The organism is Pseudomonas sp. H2_D02 (assembly GCF_054677635.1).
In genome coordinates this window covers 993016-1016779 of sequence record NZ_CP162816.1, presented here as the reverse complement: position 1 = coordinate 1016779, position 23764 = coordinate 993016, and the positions used below count along the sequence as shown (strand labels likewise).

23 protein-coding genes, 1 other RNA gene and 2 pseudogenes are annotated in these 23764 nt (G+C 60.8%); 13 read left to right on the top strand and 13 right to left on the bottom strand.

Features of this window, described 5'->3' with window-relative positions; translation table 11 throughout:
* Positions 1 to 173: 173 nt before the first annotated feature.
* Together mntA and hepT are read left to right on the top strand one after the other, a co-directional pair.
* Positions 174 to 569 (top strand): type VII toxin-antitoxin system MntA family adenylyltransferase antitoxin, encoded by a 396-nt coding sequence (mntA, locus tag AB4N42_RS04580; RefSeq protein ID WP_198797498.1) that lies wholly within the window; start codon positions 174 to 176, stop codon positions 567 to 569.
* A complete protein-coding gene (hepT, locus tag AB4N42_RS04575; protein WP_030138107.1) occupies positions 559 to 987 on the top strand; it encodes a type VII toxin-antitoxin system HepT family RNase toxin in 429 nt (142 codons plus the stop codon). The genes mntA and hepT overlap by 11 nt, the downstream gene beginning before the upstream one ends.
* Positions 988 to 1070: 83 nt before the next feature.
* On the opposite strand, the gene AB4N42_RS04570 is transcribed toward hepT, so the two are convergent.
* The 3 genes from AB4N42_RS04570 to argE all read right to left on the bottom strand — a co-directional run bounded on the left by AB4N42_RS04570 (position 1071) and on the right by argE (position 5461).
* Complete coding sequence (locus AB4N42_RS04570; RefSeq protein WP_407682938.1) at positions 1071 to 2396, bottom strand: OprD family outer membrane porin; 1326 nt, start codon at positions 2394 to 2396, stop codon at positions 1071 to 1073.
* Positions 2397 to 2868: 472 nt separating this feature from the next.
* Positions 2869 to 4167, bottom strand: coding sequence for an amino-acid N-acetyltransferase (gene argA, locus AB4N42_RS04565; protein ID WP_198797500.1), 1299 nt, complete (start codon positions 4165 to 4167; stop codon positions 2869 to 2871).
* Positions 4168 to 4303: 136 nt separating this feature from the next.
* A complete protein-coding gene (gene argE / locus AB4N42_RS04560; RefSeq protein ID WP_407682937.1) occupies positions 4304 to 5461 on the bottom strand; it encodes an acetylornithine deacetylase in 1158 nt (385 codons plus the stop codon).
* Between the two features lie 313 nt (positions 5462 to 5774).
* Here argE and AB4N42_RS04555 point away from each other — a divergent pair, with 313 nt between their 5' ends.
* On the top strand, positions 5775 to 7142 hold the full coding sequence (locus AB4N42_RS04555; protein WP_460115909.1) for a CYTH domain-containing protein: 1368 nt from the start codon (positions 5775 to 5777) through the stop codon (positions 7140 to 7142).
* A 130-nt stretch (positions 7143 to 7272) separates the two neighbouring features.
* Here the strand turns inward: AB4N42_RS04555 and AB4N42_RS04550 are convergent, their stop codons facing one another.
* Positions 7273 to 7743, bottom strand: coding sequence for an Lrp/AsnC family transcriptional regulator (locus AB4N42_RS04550; RefSeq protein ID WP_198797502.1), 471 nt, complete (start codon positions 7741 to 7743; stop codon positions 7273 to 7275).
* A 126-nt stretch (positions 7744 to 7869) separates the two neighbouring features.
* On the opposite strand from AB4N42_RS04550, the gene AB4N42_RS04545 reads away from it, so the two are divergent.
* The 5 genes from AB4N42_RS04545 to AB4N42_RS04525 all read left to right on the top strand — a co-directional run bounded on the left by AB4N42_RS04545 (position 7870) and on the right by AB4N42_RS04525 (position 12035).
* A complete protein-coding gene (locus AB4N42_RS04545) occupies positions 7870 to 8208 on the top strand; it encodes a hypothetical protein (RefSeq protein ID WP_217860592.1) in 339 nt (112 codons plus the stop codon).
* Between the two features lie 150 nt (positions 8209 to 8358).
* Positions 8359 to 10143, top strand: coding sequence for a GspE/PulE family protein (locus tag AB4N42_RS04540; RefSeq protein ID WP_030138114.1), 1785 nt, complete (start codon positions 8359 to 8361; stop codon positions 10141 to 10143).
* 126 nt (positions 10144 to 10269) lie between these two features.
* Complete coding sequence (locus AB4N42_RS04535) at positions 10270 to 11190, top strand: SPFH domain-containing protein (RefSeq protein WP_030138115.1); 921 nt, start codon at positions 10270 to 10272, stop codon at positions 11188 to 11190.
* Positions 11191 to 11199: 9 nt separating this feature from the next.
* Positions 11200 to 11649, top strand: coding sequence for an NfeD family protein (locus AB4N42_RS04530; RefSeq protein WP_460115908.1), 450 nt, complete (start codon positions 11200 to 11202; stop codon positions 11647 to 11649).
* A gap of 65 nt (positions 11650 to 11714) precedes the next feature.
* Entirely contained in the window at positions 11715 to 12035 is a 321-nt protein-coding gene (locus AB4N42_RS04525; protein ID WP_172680574.1) for a DUF2388 domain-containing protein, read from the top strand.
* A gap of 119 nt (positions 12036 to 12154) precedes the next feature.
* Here the strand turns inward: AB4N42_RS04525 and gcvH are convergent, their stop codons facing one another.
* The 8 genes and pseudogenes from gcvH to AB4N42_RS04485 form a co-directional block, all read right to left on the bottom strand.
* Positions 12155 to 12538, bottom strand: coding sequence for a glycine cleavage system protein GcvH (gene gcvH / locus AB4N42_RS04520; RefSeq protein ID WP_030138117.1), 384 nt, complete (start codon positions 12536 to 12538; stop codon positions 12155 to 12157).
* A gap of 52 nt (positions 12539 to 12590) precedes the next feature.
* Entirely contained in the window at positions 12591 to 13673 is a 1083-nt protein-coding gene (gcvT, locus tag AB4N42_RS04515; RefSeq protein ID WP_217860593.1) for a glycine cleavage system aminomethyltransferase GcvT, read from the bottom strand.
* Positions 13674 to 13860: 187 nt separating this feature from the next.
* Positions 13861 to 15478, bottom strand: a pseudogene (locus AB4N42_RS04510) (ABC transporter permease).
* Positions 15479 to 15725: 247 nt separating this feature from the next.
* Positions 15726 to 16731 (bottom strand): annotated as a pseudogene (locus AB4N42_RS04505) (extracellular solute-binding protein).
* A gap of 160 nt (positions 16732 to 16891) precedes the next feature.
* Positions 16892 to 18109: a 2-octaprenyl-3-methyl-6-methoxy-1,4-benzoquinol hydroxylase gene (locus AB4N42_RS04500; protein ID WP_460116370.1), complete on the bottom strand. Its 1218-nt coding sequence runs from the start codon at positions 18107 to 18109 to the stop codon at positions 16892 to 16894.
* Positions 18110 to 18170: 61 nt separating this feature from the next.
* On the bottom strand, positions 18171 to 19358 hold the full coding sequence (gene ubiH, locus AB4N42_RS04495; RefSeq protein ID WP_198797508.1) for a 2-octaprenyl-6-methoxyphenyl hydroxylase: 1188 nt from the start codon (positions 19356 to 19358) through the stop codon (positions 18171 to 18173).
* A complete protein-coding gene (gene pepP, locus AB4N42_RS04490) occupies positions 19355 to 20689 on the bottom strand; it encodes a Xaa-Pro aminopeptidase (RefSeq protein WP_217860596.1) in 1335 nt (444 codons plus the stop codon). Before pepP ends, ubiH begins: the two co-directional genes overlap by 4 nt.
* A gap of 27 nt (positions 20690 to 20716) precedes the next feature.
* Positions 20717 to 21271 carry a YecA/YgfB family protein gene (locus AB4N42_RS04485; RefSeq protein WP_030138124.1) on the bottom strand — a complete coding sequence of 185 codons (555 nt, stop codon included), beginning with the start codon at positions 21269 to 21271 and terminating at the stop codon, positions 20717 to 20719.
* Positions 21272 to 21400: 129 nt separating this feature from the next.
* Between AB4N42_RS04485 and AB4N42_RS04480 the strand changes: the two genes are divergently transcribed.
* The 4 genes from AB4N42_RS04480 (at position 21401) to AB4N42_RS04465 (ending at position 22857) form a co-directional block, all read left to right on the top strand.
* Complete coding sequence (locus AB4N42_RS04480; protein WP_030138125.1) at positions 21401 to 21610, top strand: TIGR02449 family protein; 210 nt, start codon at positions 21401 to 21403, stop codon at positions 21608 to 21610.
* Complete coding sequence (locus AB4N42_RS04475; RefSeq protein WP_030138126.1) at positions 21607 to 21924, top strand: cell division protein ZapA; 318 nt, start codon at positions 21607 to 21609, stop codon at positions 21922 to 21924. Before AB4N42_RS04480 ends, AB4N42_RS04475 begins: the two co-directional genes overlap by 4 nt.
* 30 nt (positions 21925 to 21954) lie before the next feature.
* Positions 21955 to 22134: non-coding RNA, 6S RNA (ssrS, locus tag AB4N42_RS04470), on the top strand.
* 117 nt (positions 22135 to 22251) lie between these two features.
* A complete protein-coding gene (locus AB4N42_RS04465) occupies positions 22252 to 22857 on the top strand; it encodes a 5-formyltetrahydrofolate cyclo-ligase (protein ID WP_198797510.1) in 606 nt (201 codons plus the stop codon).
* Positions 22858 to 22892: 35 nt separating this feature from the next.
* On the opposite strand, the gene AB4N42_RS04460 is transcribed toward AB4N42_RS04465, so the two are convergent.
* Positions 22893 to 23039, bottom strand: a complete 147-nt coding sequence (locus AB4N42_RS04460) for a hypothetical protein (RefSeq protein WP_085987032.1) — start codon at positions 23037 to 23039, stop codon at positions 22893 to 22895.
* 195 nt (positions 23040 to 23234) lie between these two features.
* On the opposite strand from AB4N42_RS04460, the gene AB4N42_RS04455 reads away from it, so the two are divergent.
* Positions 23235 to 23684 carry an EVE domain-containing protein gene (locus AB4N42_RS04455; RefSeq protein ID WP_258648501.1) on the top strand — a complete coding sequence of 150 codons (450 nt, stop codon included), beginning with the start codon at positions 23235 to 23237 and terminating at the stop codon, positions 23682 to 23684.
* Positions 23685 to 23764 lie beyond the last annotated feature (80 nt).

The following is a 23764-nucleotide window of genomic DNA, read 5'->3' as shown; positions in this document are numbered from 1 at the left end:
AGGCCTCGAGTTGCTGAAAAGAGGAGAAGGTTCGGGAAAGGCTACAGGGGTGGGCCGGACCCGAAACGCAAAAGCCCCGCCCGGCTTGATGCCGGGCGGGGCTTTTTTTGTTTTGTCGCTACATTACGGAAATTATTGACGCGATTTTGAGACGAGCGGCTAGGATAGGCAGCATGAACGCTCAAGCCTTGTTGACGCACTTGCAAAATCATCTGCCTGACCTGTTGGCGGTTTACCTGTTCGGAAGCCACGCCCAGGGGACCGCCGGACCTGACAGTGATGTCGATTTGGCTGTGCTGTTGTCAGGCACGGTGGACCCGGTGTCGTTGTGGCAACTTTCAGGCGATTTGGCGGACATTGCGGGCAGTCCGGTGGATCTGATAGATCTACGGGCGGCAACCACCGTCATGCAGTACCAGATCGTGACCCGAGGCCGAAGACTCTGGGCCAAAGATGTACAGGCGGGGTTGTTCGAATGTTTCATTCTCAGCGAAAAGACCGCGCTCGATGAGACTCGAGCAGGATTGCTCAAAGATATTCAGGAACAGGGCAGCGTGTATGGCCGATGACGTATTGATCAACAAGGCAGCGAGTATCGAGCGTTGCGTAGCCAGGGTGCGCGAGGAATACGGGAAAGATCCTGCCACGTTTGCCACCGATTTCACTCGCCAGGATTCGGCCGTCCTGAACATCCAGCGTGCCTGCGAAGCGGCGCTGGATATGGGGCAGCATCTGATTCGCCGTGAGCGATTGGGTGTCCCGCAAAGTGCCCGCGATACATTCGAGTTGCTTTTTCAAGGCGGCTGGATCGAAGAAGGCCTGGTGAAAAACCTGAAGAACATGGTGGGGTTCAGGAACATCGCGGTGCATGACTACCAGGCCCTTCAACTGCCGATCATGGTCGCGATCATTACCGGGCATCTGGATGATTTTCTGGCGTTCAGTGCGTTTATCCTGCGCAAGGACGCAGCGGAGCCAAAGGGATAAAGGCGAGATCCATCCGACATACCCGAAACGCAAAAGCCCCGCCCGGCGTGATGCCGGGCGGGGCTTTTTTACTTCGCTACGTCTTACATGAAGTTGTAAGTGTAGTTGAAGATCAGGCGGGTCTGATCCTGGCTGTCGCCCACGCCGCTGCTACGGTAGGTACCGTGGCGCAAGGTGGTGCCGAAGCCTTTCAGCGCACCTTGCTGGATCACGTAATCCACACGCATGTCGCGTTCCCACTCGGAGTAATCGCTTGCGCCGTCGGCGGTTTTAACGTCGTCACCACGCAAATAGGCAACAGCGGCCTTCAGACCCGGAACGCCCAGACCAGTGAAGTCATAGGAGTATTGGCCGAACGTGGTGTTCTCACCAGCACGAACAAACGCGTTGATCATGCTGTCGGTGAACAAGTAGAAGCTCGAACCACCGGCTCCTTCAAAACCATTGGAGTCGCTGCGGAGGCTGCCCTGATTCAGGTAGACGAAACCACCGTCATCACCGACCTGCTGGTGACCCAACAGGAACGCACTGCCACCCAAGGTATAGGTAAACATGGCGCTCCAGGTCTTGTTATCGACCTCGCCAGCGTTCTTGGCATAACCTTGGTTGTTATTGAAGGTATAACCCGCCTCGCCGTTACGGCCATCGGAGCTGCTGTCGAAGTAACGCAGGTCAGTTTTGAATGACTGGCCTTCGCTGATCGGAAAAACGTGGACCGCACCCAGGAAGTGCTGTTTGTAGAAATCCTGCAGGTTGGCGTAGTAATACTGCAAGGTCAGATCTTTAGTGACCTTCCAGTCAGCGCCAGCGTAACGGAACTGGTTACTTTCCTCCGTTGCACCATTCACCGACAAGCCGGTGCTGTTGCTCGACGCACGGCCTGTGGCATGTTCCAACTGACCAGCGTTGAACGTAACGTTGTCCAGGTCCTTGGAGGTGATTGTGCCACCTTCGAAGGTTTGGGGCAGCAGACGACCATCGCTGGCGACCAGGATCGGCAGGTTAGGCGCCAGGGCGCCACCCAGGTGAGCCTCGGTCTTGGAGAAGAGCGCCTTGACGTTACCCGACAGACGACTCCAGTTGTGTACAGCCGAGCCATCGGAATCGCTTGGCACGAAAGAGTTGTTATCCGGGTGGTGGCCTTTGCCGCCATCAAGGTGAATACCAACCAGTGCCTGGGCGTCGATACCAAAACCGACGACGCCTTGAGTGAAGCCGGACTTATAGTCGAACTTCAGCCCAGTGGCCGTTTCACGCTGGTCGGTTTTGCCTGTTTCACGGTTGTCGTTGTCAAAGTACAACGTGCGAGAACTGACAGACGCCTTGCTGTCTTCGATAAAACCGGCGGCGCCTGCCTGCTGCGCCAATACCCCAACGGCCACTGCCATGGCCAAGGTGGACTTCTTCATGCATCGCTCCTCTCGTTTTCTAATTCTTGTCTATCTTTGGCTCCGGATCGAACGCCCGGAATCCGCGGATGCGCGATTAGCGCCAGACCGTGACTGGCAAGTCAACCGTAACCCTTTCGGACTACGACCATGGTCTAACCCCGCGACATCGGCCCGCAGAATAAAGGATTCTTTATAAATCCAAAAAGAATTGTTTCAACAGTTTTCAGTGCGTTTTGACATATGAGTGCCATCACAGCGTCATCAAGCTGTGACAAGCCTTATCGGCGACGTAGGGGATAACTGAACGGTTATTCGTCCGGGTTTTACGCAACCCCGCGAATTCCTGGCGACGAGATATATTCCGCGCCTCCTGCGCCTTCGATCCTGCTCATGACAACTCGCGCATGCCGCGATCTTGACGCGTTCCAGACTAGCTGCTCATTGTCTGAAATCAAGAAAGTCGCGGCGATGGGAGATTTCCGAGAGCCGTCTACAGGGATTTTTCGAAGATCTTCGAATTGCGCTGGTAGTTGTACAGCGAAGCCCGCGCCGCCGGCAGGCGTTCGACGCTGCTGGGCTCGAAGCCCCGTTCGCGGAACCAGTGGGCGGTCCGGGTCGTCAGCACGAACAGCGTCTTGAGCCCCTGGGCACGGGCACGGGTTTCGATTCGCTCCAGCAGTTCATCACCGCGCCCGCCATGGCGATACTCCGGATTGACCGCCAGGCAGGCCAGCTCACCCGCGTCCGAATCGGCAATCTGATACAGCGCGGCGCAGGCAATGATCATGCCCTCGCGCTCGACCACGCTGAACTGTTCGATCTCACGCTCCAGCACTTCACGGGAACGACGCACCAGGATCCCCTGCTCCTCCAGCGGGCTGATGAGGTCCAGCAAGCCGCCAACGTCCTCGATGGCCGCTTCGCGCACCACCTCGAATTGCTCCTGGGCCACCAGCGTGCCGCTGCCATCGCGGGTGAACAACTCGGCCAGCAGCGCACCGTTCTCGGCATAGCTGACGATATGGCTGCGCGCGACGCCACCGCGGCAAGCCTGGGCCGCGGCGTCGAGCAGTTCGGCCTGGTAGTCGCTGCCCAATCGCTGCATGTGGGCCGGAACCTGTTGCGGACGCAACTCGCGAACCAGGCGTCCATGCTCATCGATCAGCCCCTGTTCAGCGCCGAAAAGCAGCAACTTGTCAGCCGCCAGGTCAATGGCCGCCCGGGTGGCGACATCCTCGCAGGCCAGGTTGAAGATTTCCCCCGTGGGCGAATAGCCCAGCGGCGACAGCAGCACGATGGAACGCTCGTCCAGGAGCCGGTTGATGCCCTTGCGATCGACCCGGCGCACTTCGCCGGTGTGGTGATAGTCCACGCCCTCAAGGACGCCGATCGGCCGCGCAGTGACCAGGTTGCCACTGGCGACCCGCAGCCGCGAGCCCTGCATGGGCGAAGACGCCATGTCCATGGACAGGCGCGCCTCGATGGCGATGCGCAGTTGGCCGACCGCATCGATCACGCACTCCAGGGTCGCGGCATCGGTGATGCGCATGCCGTGGTGATAATGAGGTGTCAGGCCCCGTGCCGCGAGGCGAGTCTCGATCTGCGGGCGCGAACCATGGACCAGCACCAGGCGCACGCCGAGACTGTGCAGCAACACCAGGTCATGAACGATGTTGCCGAAGTTGGGGTGTTCAACCCCATCTCCGGGCAGCATGACGACGAAGGTGCAATCACGGTGGGCATTGATATAGGGCGAAGCGTGGCGAAGCCAATTGACGTATTCGGGCATGAACCTGACCTGTAATAAATAACAGCCGAAAAAAGACGAAACAGAACGCACAGCGGGCTGGTGGTTATCGTCGGAACAGGCTTGGCGACACGCGCGCTCTCCTCATGTGATGAATACGGGCCCGCAAGAGGGCAATTTAACCGGCCGTGGCCGGCGTCAAGCAGTAGTGCCCAATCAACTGACGGAGCAATTGCACGGTAGGCTGCAAACGTGACATTTCAAGGTATTCGCCCGGCTGGTGGGCACAGGCAATGTCGCCAGGGCCGAGCACCAGGGTTTCGCAGCCAAGGCGCTGAAGATAAGGCGCTTCGGTGCCGAACGCCACTGCTTCGGCACGATGGCCGGTAAGCCGTTCGGCCACGCGCACCAGTTCGGCATCCTCGACCTGCTCGAATGGCGGCACTTCGGGGAACAGCGGCGCGTAGTCGATCTTCACGTGGTGTCGTTCGGCAATCGGGTCGAGCTTCTGCTGGATCGCCGCCCGCAGCACTTGCGGATCCATGCCGGGCAAGGGCCGCAAGTCGAATTCCATGGAGCACTGGCCGCAGATCCGGTTGGGGTTGTCGCCGCCGTGGATGCAGCCGAAATTCAGGGTCGGTTGCGGCACGGTGAATTGCGGGTTGCGGAATTCACGCTGCCATTGCAGGCGCAGGCCGCGCAGCTCGCCCATGGCGTCATGCATCGCTTCGAGGGCGCTGTGGCCCAGGCTCGGATCGGAAGAATGGCCACTGCGCCCGAGGATGTCGATGCGTTCCATCATCACGCCTTTATGCAGGCGGATCGGCCGCAAGCCGGTGGGCTCGCCAATCACCGCGGCACGCCCCAACGGCCGTCCGGCGTCGGCCAGGGCACGGGCGCCAGACATGGAGCTTTCTTCATCGCAGGTGGCGAGGATCAACAGCGGCTGCTTGAAGGGTTGGTCCAGCAGCGGCTTGACCGCTTCGATGGCCAGGGCGAAAAAGCCCTTCATGTCACAACTGCCCAGGCCTACCCAACGACCGTCGACTTCGGTGAGCTTCAGCGGATCGGTCTGCCATAACGCGCCGTCGAACGGCACCGTGTCGCTGTGGCCCGCCAGCACCAGGCCGCCGGGTCCGCTGCCGAAACTGGCCAGCAAATTGAATTTGCCTGGGCTGACCTGCTGGATATCACAGGAGAACCCCAGCTCGGTGAGCCAGCCTGCCAGCAGCTCGATCACCGCACCGTTGGACTGGTCCAGCTTTGGCTGGGTACAACTGACCGAAGGCGCGGCGATCAGGGCAGCGAACTGATCTTTCATGGACGGCAAAGGCATCGCTGGCTCCGGGGCGTACAAATTGACGTCCATCATAGAACCATCGAGAGCGAGTGTCCTGTCTTACCAATACGTTCTTTTTTGACGAGTGGCTGTTGTCGTCACGCAAGGCGCCGCGACGAGTCATAGCCCGCTATGGCGAGGAGCGGCAACGCAGCATGACGGCAACAGACGCCGTCAAAAAGAACGTATTGGTGAGATAGGACACTCTTATACCGTCGCGACGCGTAGGACGGATGAGTCCTGTACACTGCACGACCTTGGCAGCCACACCTCCCCCCGGCTGCGCACCCGATCCCTGGATTTTCCGGCCATGCAGAAAGAAACCGAAATCAAGCTCCGCGTCAGCCGCGAGACCCTGGCAGCCTTGCGTGAGCATCCGCTGCTGAAAAAACGCAACAAGAGTGGCTGGGAACGCCACGAACTGATGAACCAGTACTTCGACACGCCGGAGCGTGACCTCGCCCGGGCCAAGGTTGCCCTGCGCCTGCGCCGCGACGGTGAAGAAGTGATCCAGACCCTCAAGACCCGTGGCCAGAGCGTCGCCGGCCTGTCCGAGCGCAACGAGTACGACTGGCACCTGCCCAAGGCCAAGCTGGACCTGAAGAAACTCGAGGGCGAATGCTGGCCCGAGACACTGGCCGAACTGGACAAGAAAACCCTCAAGGCGATCTTCACCACCGACTTCGTTCGCGAGCGCGCCGAAATCGCCTGGGGCCGTGGCAAGAGCAAAGTGGTCATCGAGGCCGCGCTCGACCTGGGCCACGTCGTGGTGGGCAAGCAGAAAGAAGAAATCTGCGAGCTGGAGCTGGAGCTGCGCGAAGGCGAACCCGCCGCGCTATTGGAACTGGCCGCCGAGCTGGCCGCGACCCTGCCCTTGATGCCCTGCGACATCAGCAAGGCCGAACGGGGCTATCGCCTGCATGACGCGGGCAGCTATGCCCTGAGCCTGCCGGCCCCGCAACTGACCGTCGAAACACCGCTGGACGATGCCTTCGCCGTCTTGAGCTGGCATTTGCTGGGCAGCAGCCAGCGCCTGGCCGAACAATACCGTTTCAATGGCCATTGGCGCCTGCTGCAAGACTGGGCGGAAAACCTCGCCGAACTGCGTGCGCTGCTTAGCAGCCTCGGCCAGGCCGCGCCGCGTCAATCGACTCATGATCTGCGCGTTGCCCTGGACGCACTGCTGGAAGACTGGCGCCCATTGGTCCAGGCCGGCATCGAAGACGAAGACGTGCGCAAGGCAGCCCCGGAGCAATTCCTCGAAGAGCTGCAGGACCCGCGCTGGGGCCTGTTCTCCCTCGAAGCCTCACGCTGGTTGCTGGCCCGTAGCTGGACCGCCGACCGCAACACCCGCGGCAACCGCCAAGGCGCAGCGCAACTGGGCAGTTGGTTGCCGCGCCTGTTGAGCGAAGAAGCTTCGTCTTTGCAACTGCAACGCTACCAGCAACAGCCGGAAGACCTGGCCGAGCAATTGCCGCGCATCGAACGGATCCAGGCCTGGCTGCACCATGCCCGCCACGTCCTCGATATTCCGGAAATGGACCGCCTCTACGGTGAATTGAACAAGCTGGCGCAACTGGCCAACGAGCCGATCACCGACGAGCTTCTGGATGCGCGCAAGCAACAGGCGATCGCGGTGTATCAGAATCGGGCGTGGAAGACTTTGTTGCGCCTGTAAGATCGCCATCGCGAGCAAGCTCGCTCCCACAGGGGTCCAGCGTTGCACACAGATCTTGTGGCCGCTGAAGATCAACTGTGGGAGCGAGCTTGCTCGCGATGAGGTCAGCCCAAACATCGCAAAAACAAGCTCAGCGCACCACCGGCAAACTCGTCGTCGACTTGATCTCCGACAGCGCCACGATCGAGTTCACTTCCTGGATCCCCGGCACCATCGACAGCTTCTCGAAGAAGAACCGCTCATACGCCTCGATGTCCGCCGTGACGATACGCAGCAGGAAATCCACTGACCCCATCAGCACATAGCACTCCAGGACTTCGGGAAAGCCGCGGATCGCCTCGGTGAACTCAGTGAAGTTCGAACGACCGTGGGCGTTGAGTTTCACTTCGGCGAATATCTGCGTGTTCAGGCCGATTTTCTTGCGATCCAGCAACGTCACCTGCCCGCGAATGATCCCCTCCTCCTTCATCCGCTGGATCCGTCGCCAGCACGGCGATTGGGACAAACCTACCTGCTCGGCAATCTGCGCGCTGGACAGCGAAGCGTCCTCTTGCAGCAGTGCGAGTATCCTGCGGTCGTAGCTGTCCAGCTCGCTGTGCATAAATAAACCTTTAACAAACCAGATATCGATTGGATTAATTCGCTAGAACAGCATAAAGGCATATCTTAGATAAGAAATACCTCAGGACGCATGTAAATATTTCTCCGCATATCCAGGAGATGTTCCATGCCCTCATTCGATTCCACTGCCACGCCTCCACTGCGCGCCGACGTCTGGCACTCCGCCAATCCCCATCGTCGCGTCGAGTATCAATTGTTGGGCGAGGCCGAGCCGGATCTGCCTTGCCGGGTGCTCAACCTGTTCGCGTTGCAGGGCCTGACGCCGGAGAAAATCCATATGGAGTGCCACCATGATCAACTGTCCATGGAGATCCTCGTGGACGGGCTGAGCTGGCACCGTGCCCAGGTGATTGCGGAAAAATTACGTAACTTGATCAGCGTGAGTTCGGTGGACATGCAAGACATTGATATTGCACGGGCTGGATCGGTTCAGGCAGCGAGTTGAGATCGCTGCGGCAAGAATTCGAAACTCATTGGTCGGGTAGTGGCCCAACGGTACATAACGTCGCGACTATTCTTTTGCAGACCAGGCCAAGACATCGAGGTGTCTGTATCGCGGCTTTGCTGCAATTGTCCAATAGGAATTCGAACGCTCATGTCCACCAAACACGCCACTCAGGACCGCTGGCTGGACCTTAACGATCTGCTGCGCCAATTGGTCGCCCAAGGCATCATCAGCCAGGATTCAGCGGAAACCGCACTCAATGCGCGTCGGCGTCACACTGCCAACAGCCAGTTGCATCCACTTGAATTCATTGCCAACCAGCACCTGGACGACCTGAGCCGTCCCGGCAAGCGCCTGGACCTGGAAAACCTGACGCTGTGGCTGGCCGAGCAGGCCGACCAGCCCTACATGCGCATCGACCCGTTGAAGATCAACGTGGCAGCCGTTACGCCCCTGATGTCCTACGCCTTTGCGCAGCGCCACAAGATCCTCGCCGTGGCGGTCGATCGCGACGCGGTCACCGTTGCCAGCGCCCAGCCTTACGTCAGCAGTTGGGAAGCGGACCTGACCCACGTGCTCAAGTTGCCGGTCAAGCGGGTGGTCGCCAACCCGGTGGATATCCAGCGCCTCAGCGTGGAATTCTACCGCCTGGCCAAGTCGGTCAGCGGTGCCACCACGGTCGAGCAGCAACCGAGCAACCTGAGCAACTTCGAACAACTGCTCAATCTCGGCGCCAGCGACCAGGAGCCGGACGCCAACGACGCCCATATCGTCAATATCGTCGACTGGCTGTTCCAGTACGCCTTCCAGCAGCGCGCCAGCGATATCCACATCGAACCCCGCCGCGAGCAGGGCACCGTGCGTTTTCGCATCGACGGCGTGCTGCACACCGTCTACCAGTTCCCGCCGCAGGTGACGATGGCGATCATCAGTCGCCTCAAGAGCCTGGGGCGGATGAACGTCGCGGAAAAGCGCAAGCCCCAGGACGGACGCGTCAAGACCAAGACCCCGGACGGCGGCGAAGTGGAGTTGCGACTGTCGACCTTGCCCACGGCATTCGGCGAAAAAATGGTCATGCGGATCTTCGACCCGGAAGTGCTGCTCAAGGATTTCGACCAGCTCGGTTTTTCCGCCGACGACCTGCGCCGCTGGCAGGACATGACGCGCCAGCCCAACGGCATCATCCTGGTTACGGGGCCCACCGGGTCCGGCAAGACCACGACGCTCTACACCACGCTCAAGAAGCTGGCGACACCGGAAGTGAACCTCTGCACCATCGAAGATCCGATTGAAATGGTCGAGTCGTCCTTCAACCAGATGCAGGTCCAGCACAATATCGAGCTGTCGTTTGCCGCCGGCGTCCGCGCGCTGATGCGACAGGACCCGGACATCATCATGATCGGCGAGATCCGCGACCTGGAAACCGCCGAGATGGCGATCCAGGCAGCGCTCACCGGACACCTTGTGCTCTCGACCCTGCACACCAACGACGCGCCGAGCGCCATCAGCCGCCTGCTGGAGCTTGGCGTGCCGCATTACCTGATCAAGGCCACGGTCCTCGGGGTCATGGCCCAGCGCCTGGTACGTACGCTGTGCCCGCATTGCAAGGCACCGTTGACCCTGGACGAAGACGACTGGCAAACCCTGACGCGTCCCTGGCAGGCACCCTTGCCCACCAATGCCCAACGGGCGGTCGGTTGCTCGGAGTGCCGTGACACCGGCTATCGCGGGCGTGCCGGGGTCTACGAAATCATGCAATTGAGCGACAGCGTCAAAGGCTTGATCCACCCCGACACCGATTTGCTGGCCGTACGCCGCCAGGCGTTCAAGGAAGGCATGCGCAGCCTGCGGCTCTCGGGCGCGCAAAAGGTTGCGGCGGGCTTGACCACCGTCGAGGAAGTATTGCGGGTAACGCCACAGAGCGAGCAGAAGTAGGCACCATCCTGCTCAAGAGGCAGAAATATCCCACAAACAAACCGGAACGGACCGTAGCGAAGATAATGGCCGCGTGCCCTACACTCAGGGTTCGCAGGTCCATTTCAATTCGCACAGGGAACCGTCATGCAGATCGGTAGCGTACTTTTACTGTTCATCGGCCTCGTGGTCGCCATCCTGTTCATGGGGTTCAAGGTCGTGCCCCAGGGCTACCAGTGGACCGTCGAGCGCTTTGGCCGTTACACCAATACGCTCAAGCCCGGCCTGAACATCATCATTCCGGTAATGGATCGCATTGGGCGCAAGATCAACGTCATGGAAAGCGTGCTGGATATTCCTCCCCAGGAAGTGATTACCGCCGACAACGCCACGGTACAGATCGACGCCGTGTGTTTCTTCCAGGTCGTCAACACAGCCCAGGCCGCCTACGAGGTCAACAACCTCGAACACGCCATCCGCAACCTGTTGCAGACCAACATCCGCACGGTGCTGGGGTCCATGGAACTGGATGCCATGCTCAGCCAGCGCGACGGCATCAATGAAAAACTATTGCGCACCGTGGATGAGGCCACGGCGCCGTGGGGCATCAAGATCACCCGGATCGAGATCAAGGACATCAGCCCGCCAGCCGACCTGATGGCCGCCATGTCCGGGCAGATGAAAGCCGAACGGATCAAGCGTGCCCAGATCCTCGAAGCGGAAGGCCTGCGAGCGTCGGCCATTCTTACCGCCGAAGGCAAGAAACAGGCGCAGATCCTCGAGGCCGAAGGCAGTCGGCAGGCCGCGTTCCTGGAGTCGGAAGCCCGCGAACGCCAGGCGCAAGCCGAAGCCTTGGCTACCCAGGTGGTGTCCCAGGCGATCGCCGCCGGTAACGTCCAGGCCGTGAACTACTTCGTTGCGCAAAAATACATCGATGCCCTCGGCCGTCTTGCCTCGGCCAACAACAGCAAGGTGATCCTGATGCCGCTGGAAGCCAGCCAGGTCATTGGCGCCGTCGGCGGTATCGGTGAGATCGTCAAGGCCACCTTCGACAGCAAGAAAGCCTGAGGCGCGCGTATGTGGGGTTTCCTGCAACAGATGTCGTATTGGGACTGGCTGGCGCTTGGCGTCATCCTGCTGATCCTGGAGGTATTCGGCGTCGGCGGATATCTGCTCTGGATCGGCATGGCCGCCGCTGCGGTCGGTGTGCTGACCTTTATCCTGCCGCAAATGGCTTGGGAGATGCAGTTCCTGCTGTTCGGCCTGTTCGCCATCGCAACAGCCCTGTATTGGTGGCGACGCCAGCGCAGCGCGGTGCGCCAGAGCGATCAGCCACACCTGAACCTGCGCGGTCAGGAACTGATCGGCAAGGTCTTCCAGGTCCACGAGGCAATCGTCGATGGACGGGGCAAGATCAAGGTGGCCGATGGCGTGTGGTTGGCGAAGGGACCCGATTCGCCTGTTGGCGCCCGGGTCAGGGTGGTGACGCAGGAGGGGACGGTGTTGACGGTTGAACGAGCGGAGTGACGCGTCATGGAACTGAATCGAGACCTCGACAATCCAACGTCATAGTTAACCCAGTGGAGTCACCTATCATGCGTCTCAAACTTGCTGTCGCGACCCTAGCCTTGCTTTCTCTTCCTGTGGGCTCGGCAATGGCCGACACGTTTTGGCGTAACGTCATCTCGTCCGGTGCGACCACCGGTTCCACCTACCTGACCTTCAAGGATCACAAGCTGATCGTCGCCGCCCAGGACGACGCCGGCAGCTTTGTCGCCAGTGACGGCAGCATCCGTGGCCCTTACCTGGAAGCCGCGATGCAGAAAGTCCGTGCCGACAACCCAGGCCTGCAGGCCACCGACATGGAACTGGCCAACGCGATCCTGGCGAAGAACGCCGTCGCCCAGGATTGATTCCCGGCCCATAAAAAATGCCGCTCGATTGAGCGGCATTTTTTTGCCCGAAAATATTATCAGGCTGCCCGCAGTACCCAGTGCGGGAGCGGGCTTGCTCGCTCCCGCATTAGATCCGGTTATTCGCCGATTGCAGCTTTGTAGCCGGCAGCGTCGAGCAGCTTGTCCAGCTCGGCCTTGTCGCTTGGCTTGAGCTTGAAGATCCATGCCCCGTACGGGTCGGAGTTCAGCAGCTCTGGCGAACCGCTCAACTCTTCGTTGATTGCAATCACTTCACCCGAAACTGGGGAATAGATATCGGAAGCGGCCTTGACCGACTCCACCACACCGGCTTGATCGCCCGCAGCAAAAACCTTACCGACCTCAGTCAGCTCGACAAACACCACATCGCCCAAGGCTTCCTGCGCGTGATCGCTGATGCCCACGGTGACAGTACCGTCGGCTTCCAGGCGTGCCCACTCATGGCTTTCGGCGAAACGCAGTTCGGCAGGGATATCACTCATATTCTGTGTCCTCAAGAGAAGTGTCAGCGGCCGGCGGCCCGCCGTAAAAAGGTTAGATCAGGGTTTTGCCATGGCGGACGAAGGTCGGCTTGACCACCCGTACCGGGTACCACTTGCCACGAATTTCCACCTCGGCACGGTCGGCGGTGGCCATTGGGACACGAGCCAAGGCAATTGACTTGCTAAGCGTAGGAGAAAAACTACCACTGGTGATCTCCCCTTCGCCAACATCTGCGATTCGAACCACTTGATGGGCGCGCAAGACTCCCCGTTCTTCAAGCACCAACCCCACCAATTTGTGCTGCACGCCCGCAGCGAGTTCGGCTTCCAGCGCTTCGCGGCCGATGAATTGGCGACTGGCCGGCTCCCAGGCGATGCTCCAGGCCATGTTCGAAGCCAAGGGCGAAACATCCTGGTGGATGTCCTGGCCATAGAGGTTCATGCCAGCTTCCAGGCGCAGGGTGTCGCGGGCGCCGAGGCCAATGGGTGAAATACCGGCGCCCACCAGGTCGTTGAAAAAGCTTGGGGCTTCATGGGCCGGAAGAACGATTTCAAGACCGTCTTCTCCGGTATAGCCAGTACGAGCGATGAACCAATCACCGTCGGCGCGACCTTCGAAAGGCTTGAGTTGCTGAAGCAATTGGCCGCGAGATTGCGTGACCAGTTCAGCGATCTTGTGCCGGGCGTGAGGCCCCTGGATCGCCAGCATCGCCAGTTCGGGACGCTCATGCAATTGCACGTCGTAATCGCCGAGCTGCGCCTGCATCCAGGCCAGGTCCTGATCGCGGGTCGAAGCGTTGAACACCAACCGATAGCCGTCCTCGACCCGGTAGATGATCATGTCGTCGACAATGCCGCCATGCTCATTGAGCATGGCGCTGTACAGCGCACGGCCCGCGTCCTGCAAGCGATCGACATCGTTGGCCAGCAAGCGCTGCAACCAGACTTTGGCCTGGGGACCGGCAACGTCGATCACGGTCATGTGGGATACATCGAACACACCGCAATCGCGACGCACCTGATGGTGCTCTTCGACTTGCGAGCCGTAGTGCAAAGGCATATCCCAACCGCCAAAATCGACCATCTTCGCGCCGAGGGCGAGATGAAGGTCATACAGAGGCGTACGCTGTCCCATGGGTTTCTCCTTCCGGGCTTGGCGAAGGTGCGGACGGGCACTGCACAGCACGAGCATCTGAAAAGAAGAGTTTTCTGACGCTCCCAGCTACCCGGTCCGACAGACGGACCGCACCGAATGCCGCGCATTGTATCCGCATGATGTAGGACTGGCACCTAGGAGGACGCTCAATAATTGAGATCGCCTGCTAGGGGTTTCGATGGGCCGAACGTCGTATCAATCCGATGACCGGTAACAGCCCCACCAGCACCAGCGTCAACAGCAAGCAACGCTGCCCTGGCCCATTCTCCCTCACTGGTCATTTCAAAGATCCGCACCGCCAGGGTGTCCCAACCGAACGGGCGCATCAGCAAGGTCGCGGGCATTTCCTTGAGCACATCGACGAATACCAGCAGCGCCGCACTCAGGGTGCCCGGCAACAGCAATGGCAGATACACCTTGAAAAACAATCGCGGTCCACTGACGCCGAGGCTTCGGGCGGCCTCGGGCAAGGACGGACGAATGCGCGCCAGGCTGCTTTCCAATGGACCGTAGGCCACCGCCAGGAAACGCACCAGGTACGCCAACACCAGAGCCGAAAGACTGCCCAGCAGCAGCGGTTTGCCCGCACCGCCAAACAGGCTCGACAGCGGAACGACCCACTCACGGTCCAGATAGCTGAACGCAAGCATGATCGAGACCGCCAGCACCGAGCCCGGCAACGCATAGCCCAGGTTCGCCAGGCCGACACCGGCGCGGATGGCGCGGGTCGGCGCCAGTCGCCGGGCAAAGGCCAGCAGCAAGGCGACGCATACGGTAACCAGCGCAGCCAAGCCGCCCAGATAAAGGGTATGGACGATCAGCCCGGCATAACGCTCGTCCAGGTCAAAACGACCGCGCTGCCAGAACCACACCACCAGTTGCAGCACCGGAATGACAAAAGCGCAGGCAAACACCAGGAAACACCAACCGCTGGCGGCCAGCGCCTTGAGCCCTTGCAGAGGGTAAAGCGCCTTGACCCGAGGTCGCTCGTTGCCGGCTCGCTGGGCACCCCGGGCTCGGCGCTCACCGTAGAGCACCACCACCACCGCCAACAGCAGGAGACTTGCCAGTTGGGCCGCACTGGAGAGGCTGAAAAAGCCGTACCAGGTCTTGTAGATCGCCGTGGTGAACGTGTCGAAATTGAACACCGACACCGCGCCGAAGTCCGCCAGGGTCTCCATCAAGGCCAGCGCTACGCCCGCGCCGATTGCCGGCCGCGCCATCGGCAACGCCACACGCCAGAACGCTTGCCATGGCGACTGCCCCAGCGCCCGGGCCGCTTCCATCAGTCCTTTGCCCTGGGCCAGGAAAGCACTTCGGGCGAGCAGATAGACATAGGGGTAGAACACCAGGACCAGAACCAGGATCACCCCGCCAGTGGAACGCACCCGGGGCAGGCGCAGGCCGCTGCCGAACCATTCACGCAGCAGCGTCTGTACGGGGCCGGCAAAATCCAGCAGGCCAACGAATACAAATGCCAGGACATAGGCAGGAATCGCGAACGGCAGCATCAACGCCCAGTCGAGCCAGCGTCGGCCGGGAAACTCGCAAAGACTGGTGAGCCAGGCCAGGCTGACGCCCAACAGCGTCACGCCGATGCCCACGCCAAGGATCAGCGTCAAGGTATTACCCAACAGGCGCGGCATCTGGGTTTCCCACAGATGGGACCAGATCTGCTGATCGATGCTTTGCCAGGACAGCAGCAGCACACTCAAGGGCAGCAGGACCAACGCAGTGACGGCGAAGACCAGGGGATACCAGCGGCGTTGGGCGGGGTGGGCCAAGGAAAACTCTCGTTAAATGGTCACGTGGCAAGGGAGCTTGCTCCCGCTGGGCTTCGTAGGAGCTGGCGAAGGCTCGGGCCGCGTTCGGACGATCTTTTGATCTTTTGATCTTTCGTTTGAGATTCAAGTGTCTGGGGAAAGATCGCAGCCTCGTTCCACTCGACAGCTCCTACCAGCTCCTACCAACTCCGACCAGTCCCTGCCAGCTCCTACAGGCCCGGTGGGAGCAAGCTCCCTCCCACAGGTGTTAATTCCAACCAGCACGATCCATCATGCGGATGGCTTCGGCCTGGCGCTTACCCGCGACTTCCACCGGCAACGTATCGGCCTTGAACTTGCCCCAGGCGGCAACTTCCTTGGAAGGCTCCACTTTCGGGTTCGCCGGGAATTCCTGGTTCACGTCGGCAAAGATGTTTTGCGCTTCAGGCGTGGTCATCCATTCCACCAGCTTCTTCGCGGCCTCCGGGTGCGGCGCATGCTTGGTCAAGCCAATGCCCGAAAGGTTGATGTGCACGCCCCGATCGGCCTGGTTCGGCCAGAACAGCTTGACCTTCAAGTCCGGCTTCTGCTGGTGCAGGCGGCCATAGTAGTAGGTGTTGACGATACCGACATCACACTGGCCGGCATTGATCGCTTCAAGCAGCGCAGTGTCGTCGGAGAACACGTCGGTAGACAGGTTCTTGACCCAACCCTTGAGGATTTCCTCGGTTTTTTCCGCCCCGTGGGTTTCGATCAGGGTCGCAGTCAGGGACTGGTTGTAGACCTTCTTCGACGTCCGCAGGCACAAGCGGCCTTCCCACTCTTTGCCAGCCAAGGCTTCATAGGTGGTCAATTCGCCCGGTTTGACCCGGTCAGTGGAATAGACGATGGTCCGCGCCCGCAGGCTCAAGCCGGTCCAGGCGTGGGAGGACGCACGATATTGAGGCGGGATGTTGGCGTCGATGACCGGCGAGGTGAAGGGCTGGAGGATCCCCATCTGCTCGGCTTGCCAAAGGTTGTCGAGCGTCCACGGTGAGCAGCAGGTCGGCGGTGGCGTTCGCACCTTCGGCCTTGATCCGCTGCATCAGGGGCGCTTCCTTGTCGGTAATGAACTTTACCGCTACGCCGGTCTTCTTGGTGTACGCATCGAAAACCGGTTTGATCAATTCATCGATGCGCGAGGAGTAGACCACCACCTCATCGGCGGCCTGGGCAGCGGAAGTGCCAATCAGGGCCAAGGCGAGGGCGGACAGCAGGCGTTTTGTGGCCAACATGGTAGCGGTCTCTCGATTGTGAACGGAGCGCAAATGATAAGGACTCACATTTAGCACCACAATCGGACAGTGGGCAGACACGTTTCCAAATGTTGCAGCGGTGGGGTCGAGGTGGCTGTTCCGGCCTGCTCGCGATGAGGCCATGAGCCCAACCCACCTCTCAGGCCTTGGCCAAATCCGGCAAATCCCCAATCAACCCGAGCGCCTCGCGCACGAACAGCGCCTTGGCCTCAGGCAGGCGGTCCACCAGTTTCAGCCCGGTGTTACGCAACCAGCGAACCGGCAGCGGATCGGCCTGGAACAACCGTTCGAACCCCTCCATCGCCGCCATCAACGCCAGGTTGTGAGGCATGCGTCGCCGCTCGTAGCGGCTCAATACCTTCACGTCCGCCAAGCGCTCGCCGCGTCCGGCCGCTTGCAACAGCACTTCGGCCAGCACGGCGGCGTCGAGGAAGCCGAGGTTCACCCCCTGCCCGGCCAACGGATGGATCGTATGGGCCGCGTCGCCAATCAGTGCGAGCCCTTCGGCCACGTAGCGTTTGGCGTGGCGTTGGCGCAGCGGCACGCACAGGCGCGGGTCGACAGCGAGAACCGTGCCGAGCTGACCTTCGAAAGCACGTTCCAGTTCGTCGCAGAACGCTGCGTCATCGAGCGCCATCAAGCGCTGCGCCTCGCCGGGGGTCGTGGACCAGACGATGGAACACCAATCCTGCTGGCCATCGCGCGCAAGCGGCAGGAAGGCCAGCGGGCCGTTGTCGGTAAAACGTTGCCAGGCCGTCAATCGATGGGGCTTGGCGGTGCGCACGCTGGTCACGATGGCGTGGTGCAGATAATCCCATTCGCGCGTAGCGACACCGGTCAAACGGCGCACGGCAGAATTCGCGCCGTCGGCGGCAATCACCAGCGGTGCCCGCAAGGTTCGGCCGTCAGCGAGGGTCAACAGCCAGTCATCACCGGAGCGGCGCATCTGCTCCAGGCGCGCACTGGCCAGCAAGCCCAGGTCGCAGTCATGCAACCTGTCCAGCAAGGCATCCTGAACGACGCGGTTCTCGACGATATGCCCCAGCACTTCGGCATGCAGGCTGGCGGCAGAAAAATGAATCTGCCCGGTGCCGCTGCCATCCCAGACGTGCATGTCGGTATACAGGCTGGCGCGCCGTCCGGTGATGCCGTCCCAGACGCCAAGGCGTTCGAGAATCCGCTGGCTGGCCGCCGACAAGGCGCTGACCCTCGGCTCGAACGCCGCCTGTGGATCAAAGGGCTTGACGCTCATCGAGCTGCCGTCGAGCAACAGCACTTGCAGGCCACTGCCCTGCAACGCCAGCGCCAGGGCGCTGCCGACCATACCGGCGCCGACAATCAGCAGATCTGCACGCAATTCCATGCTTTAAGCCTGTGTAGCTGGCGACATGAGCCGCCCGTGAAAAAAATACCCCGGCTCACGCATCGGGACGGGTTCCCAGGCCCATGGCCTGGCGAGCGAACCAGCGTTTGGCCGGCGGCAACAGATCAAGGCCCAACAGGCCCAGATTGCGTCCCACGGACACCAACGGCAGATCGCTGGCGAACAAGCGTGTCACCTGGTCCGAGAATCCCACGGTCAGGGCCTGATCCATCCGCTGGCGCTCACGATAGGCCTGCAGCACGGCGAAATCGCCAGGCGTGCTGTCGCTTTCCAGCAAGGCATCGGCCAGGGCTTGCGCATCGCGCAGGGACAAGTTGAACCCCTGTCCGGCGATCGGATGCAGGCTATGGGCGGCATTGCCCAGGATCACCAAGTGCGGACGGACCTGTTCTTCAGCCTCCACCAGCGCCAAGGGGTAAAGATGCCGCGCGCCGACCTGCTTGAGCGCGCCCAACCGATAGCCAAACACCTCCTGCAGTTCACTGAGGAAGCTGCGCTCGTCCAATGCCGCCAGGCGTTGCGCATCCATCCCCTGCCGGGTCCAGACCAACGCACAGCGATTCTCCGGGAGCGGCAACAGGGCCATCGGACCGTCATCGGTAAACCGTTCGAACGCCATGCCGTTATGGGCTTCGCCCGGCGTGATGTTGGCGATCAACGCGCTCTGGTCATAAGGTCGGTTGCGCACACCGACCCCCAACTGCTCCCGCAGGCCGGAACGACCGCCGTCGGCAAGCACCGCCAGGTCGCACTCGAGGACGGTTTCGTCGTCGAGGGTCAGGCGATAACCCTCGACTTGCGGCTCCATCCGAGTGACCTGCGCCGGACAGCGCCAACTGACGACCTCCGGATCCAAGCCCTGCCACAGGCACTGGCCGAGCCAAGCGTTTTCCACGACATAGCCGAGGGCCGGCACGCCCTCTTCCATCGCGGACAGCCGCGCCGTGGAAAACCGCCCGCGATCGGACACGTGGATCTGCTTGATCGGCTCGGCGCGGCGGGAAATCTCCTGCCACAGGCCCAAGCGTTGATAGATCTGCCGGGCGCCGAATGAAAGCGCCGAGGACCGCGCGTCATAGCTCGGCTGCCAGGTGTCGCCAGGTGCAAAGGGCTCGATCAGCATGATCTTCCAGCCCCGCGCCTTTGCACCGGCCTGCAACGCCAGCGCAAGGCTCGCGCCGACCAGGCCGCCGCCGACGATTGCCACATTGACCCGGCTCATGCCGCCTGGGTCCGTGCAGCGGCCATCAGGGCCTCGATATCGGCGACCGTCCTGGGCAAGCCACGGGTCAGGATTTCACAACCGGTCTTGGTCACTACCACGTCATCCTCGATGCGCACGCCAATGCCGCGCCATTTTTTCGCTACGTTGCGGTTGTCCGGCGAGATATAAATTCCCGGCTCCACCGTCAACGTCATGCCTGCTTCCAATACCCGCCATTCGCCACCGACGCGGTATTCGCCCACATCATGCACATCCATGCCCAGCCAATGGCCGGCGCGATGCATGTAGAACGCCCGGTAGGCTTCGCTGGCAATCAGCTCATCCACGTCGCCCTCAAGCAAGCCCAGGCGCACCAACCCTTCGGTGATGACCCGGACCGTCGCTTCATGGGCCTGGTTCCAGTGTTTATCCGGCGCGATTTCAGCGAACGCCGCTTCCTGGGCGGCCAGCACCACTTCGTAGATCGCCTTCTGCTCGGGCGAAAACTTGCCGCTGACCGGCCAGGTACGGGTGATGTCGCTGGCGTAGCAATCGATCTCACAACCGGCATCGATCAACACCAGGTCGCCGTCCTTAAGCAGCGCGTCGTTCTGCTGGTAGTGCAGGATGCAGCTGTTGCGCCCCGCCGCGACGATGGAGCCGTAGGCCGGCATTTTTGCGCCGCCCTTGCGGAATTCGTAATCGAGCTCGGCTTCCAGGCTGAACTCATACAGCCCGGGCCGAGCCGCCTGCATCGCCCGTATATGCGCCCGGGTCGAAATCCGGGCCGCTTCGCGCATCACTTTCACTTCCGCTGCCGATTTATACAGGCGCATGTCGTGAAGCAGATGATCCAGGGCAACGAATTCGTTCGGCGGCTGGGCGCCGAGGTTGGCCTTGGAACGGATCACATTGATCCACTCCATCAGGTGCCGGTCGAATTCAGGGTTGCTGCCCATGGCCGAGTACACCCGGTCGCGACCTTCGATCAGGCCCGGCAGGATGTCGTCGATATCGGTGATGGGAAATGCGTCGTCGGCGCCGTAGTCTCGAATTGCGCCCTCCTGGCCGGCGCGCAGTCCATCCCATAGCTCACGCTCGGCGTTGCGTTCGCGGCAGAAGAGGACGTACTCGCCATGGGCCCGGCCGGGCATCAGCACAATGACCGCCTGCGGCTCGGGAAAGCCGCTGAGGTACTGGAAATCGCTGTCCTGGCGATAGACATGCTCGACGTCGCGGTTGCGGATAGCAACGGCGGCGGCGGGCAGGATTGCGATGCTGTTGGGTTCCATCTGCGCCATCAAGGCCTTGCGGCGACGACTGTATTCCGATTTCGGGATATGAATCATGGGCAGACGGTGTTCCCTTTCAAGCGATCAGTGCAAGGATGGCTTGGCAGCCGGCTCAGCGGTTTTCTTGGTCTCGGTAAACAGTAGCAGTGGCGCGACCCGAAGATATTCCATCACTTCCATATAGTCGCTTTCGCCGTCGTCGGATTCTTCCAGGGCATCCTGGACCTGAGAGATGGCCGCCAGATCTTGCAGCACTTCCTTGGCTTCATCGCTCAGGGTGTATTCGCGGCGGGTCAGGCCGAAACCGGCGAGGAAGCCCTGGCACCACTGGCCCAGCGCGGCGGCGCGTTCGCTCAACGGCGCATCGTCGGTCGGCAGGAGCAGGACGACGGTCATGTCATCGCTGGTCAACTCACCCTTGACCATTTCCTGCAGGCCGATGAGCGCGTTGCGCACGTTGTCGGCAGGCTCGCCTTCGAGCATCTCGGCGGCGTCGGCCAGCCAGCCATCGGCGTCGAAACCGGCGCCGGCACAGCTGCGACCGAGCAGCAAGCCATGCAGTTCGGCAGGCGAGACAGGATGACCGCTGGTGCTCAGCAGGGTGGCGAATGCTTGATACGGGGAATTCTGAATGGGCATGGGCAGCTAGGCGCCAGACGGCGCTATGTCTAGAATGGAGGCCTTGTATCCTACATCGACAGACTCGCCAAGACCATTAAAGGCTGTGCGACCCTTATTCCCCATCAGACACAATCCTCAGTGGACACAATGGAAGATACCGACCTGCAAGCGCTGATGGCCAGACTCGAGCTGCTAATTGAACGGGTCGAGCAACTTAAGAGCCAAAACGGACTCTTATTAGCTCAGGAAAAAACCTGGCGCGAGGAACGCGCGCACCTCATTGAAAAAAACGAAATCGCCCGGCGTAAGGTCGAATCGATGATTTCGCGCCTCAAGGCCCTGGAGCAAGACTCATGAGTTCAAGCAATAGCGTCACCGTGCAGATCCTCGATAAAGAATATTCGATCATCTGCCCCCAGGAAGAGCGCAGCAACCTGGTGAGCGCCGCCCGTTACCTGGACGGCAAGATGCGCGAGATCCGCAGCAGCGGCAAAGTCATCGGCGCCGACCGCATCGCCGTGATGGCCGCCTTGAACATCACTCACGACCTGCTACACCGCCAGGATACGCCCGACCTACAGGTCAGCGGCTCGACCCGCGAACAGGTGCGCGACCTGCTGGAACGGGTGGATTTGGTACTGGCCACTGATCCGGACGTCAGCAAGGGCTGATTCGCGAGGCTGCCTGGGGTATACTTGCGACACTCCCTGGGGTGCTTGCCAGTTGGTGATGTCCCTGAGCCGATACGCACAACCACGGGGGTTGCACGTTGGGGCCGGTGTGCATGTCCGCTTGACGGAAAGCCTTAACGCCTCCTGCAACTTCCACCTTGAACTTTCGGGTTCAAGGGCTAAGCCGACAGCGGTTCATCCGGGGAGCCTGATTCTCGACACAATGCCAGTCATCATGACTGGCATTGTCGTTTCTGCTTTCGCCATTTCTGGCCTGATCATTTGCGGTTACGCTGTGGTGATGACACCGCCTCGTGAAGCCTCGATATGACAGAACCTGCGCTGCTGCCTCGCCCGCAACTCCGACGCCTGCTGCGCCAGGCCCGTCGTGCCCTGACGCCGGCCCAGCAGCGGGAAGCGGCCCGCGGGCTCTACAGGCAACTGGCCCAGCATCCACTGTTTCGCCGCGCGAAGCACATTGCGCTTTACCTGCCCAACGACGGCGAGATCGACCCGCGCCTGCTGCTGCGCGCGGCCCAGCGTCGAGGCAAGTCGACCTACTTGCCGGTACTGAGCCCCTGGCCGCAGACCAAGATGGTGTTCCAGCGCATTCACGCCGGCGAAAAAATGCAGCCCAACCGCTTTCGTATCCCGGAACCGCGCCAGAACATCGCCCGGCAGCGCAAGGTCTGGGCCCTGGACCTGGTGTTGTTGCCGTTGGTGGGATTCGATGACGCCGGAGGTCGACTGGGCATGGGCGGCGGCTTTTATGACCGCAGCCTGGCGTACCTGGCACGACGTAGACAGTGGCGCAAGCCGACGCTGTTGGGGCTGGCCCATGAATGCCAGAAAGTCGAACGATTGGCACAGGCAAGCTGGGACGTGCCGCTGCAAGGAACGGTCAGCGACAAGCGATGGTATATCGCGGGATAGACGCCGCGGTGATCAGCGGCGCCTGGAAAGCGGGCTCAGCGCTTGAGCGATTGTGCAGGCTGGGTGATTTCCACCGGCGCATCGGTCTTGTTGGCCCAAAGGCTTTGGGCGTAACCCGTGGTCACGACACCCAGGCCAAACAGAATGACCAGTATCCACAACAAATCCGGTTTGCGTTTCATCGATTGCCCCCCTCAAGGCATATCACACACGATGACAGCAGCGGTTTTCTTATTGGCCGTGCAGCAGCGTCAAGCTTGGAAGGCCGGCATTTTGCGGCAACCCGGACCCACACGCAAACTCTGGCGTCAACCGACTGTCGGTTTGTCATAAAATCGCTGAACTATTTTTTTCCACATCGCCCAGGAGTAGAAATCATGGCCCATTGGCTGATGAAATCCGAGCCCGACGAATTGTCCATCCAGGGCTTGGAAAAGCTCGGCCAAGCGCGCTGGGACGGCGTTCGCAACTATCAGGCGCGCAATTTCCTGCGGGCCATGGCGGTGGGCGATACGTTCTTTTTCTACCATTCCAGCTGTCCCGAGCCAGGCATCGCCGGGATCGGCAAAATCATCCAGGCTGCCTACCCAGACCCTACTGCCCTGGAGCCTGACAGCCACTATTTCGACCCCAAGGCCAGCCCGGAAAAAAATCCCTGGACGGCCATTGATGTCGCCCATGTCGAGACATTCGCCCGCGTACTCAAGCTTGACTATCTCAAGCAACAGGCCGACCTGGCGGAAATGCCGCTGGTACAGAAAGGCTCGCGGCTGTCGGTGATGCCGGTGACAGCCGAACAGTGGGCGGCGGTGCTTGCGCTGCGCTGACTAGCGATGAGTTGATGGACATCAAGCTGAGCCGGTTATTGATGCTGCAGACTTCGACGCTACAGCAGCAGGATGCCGGA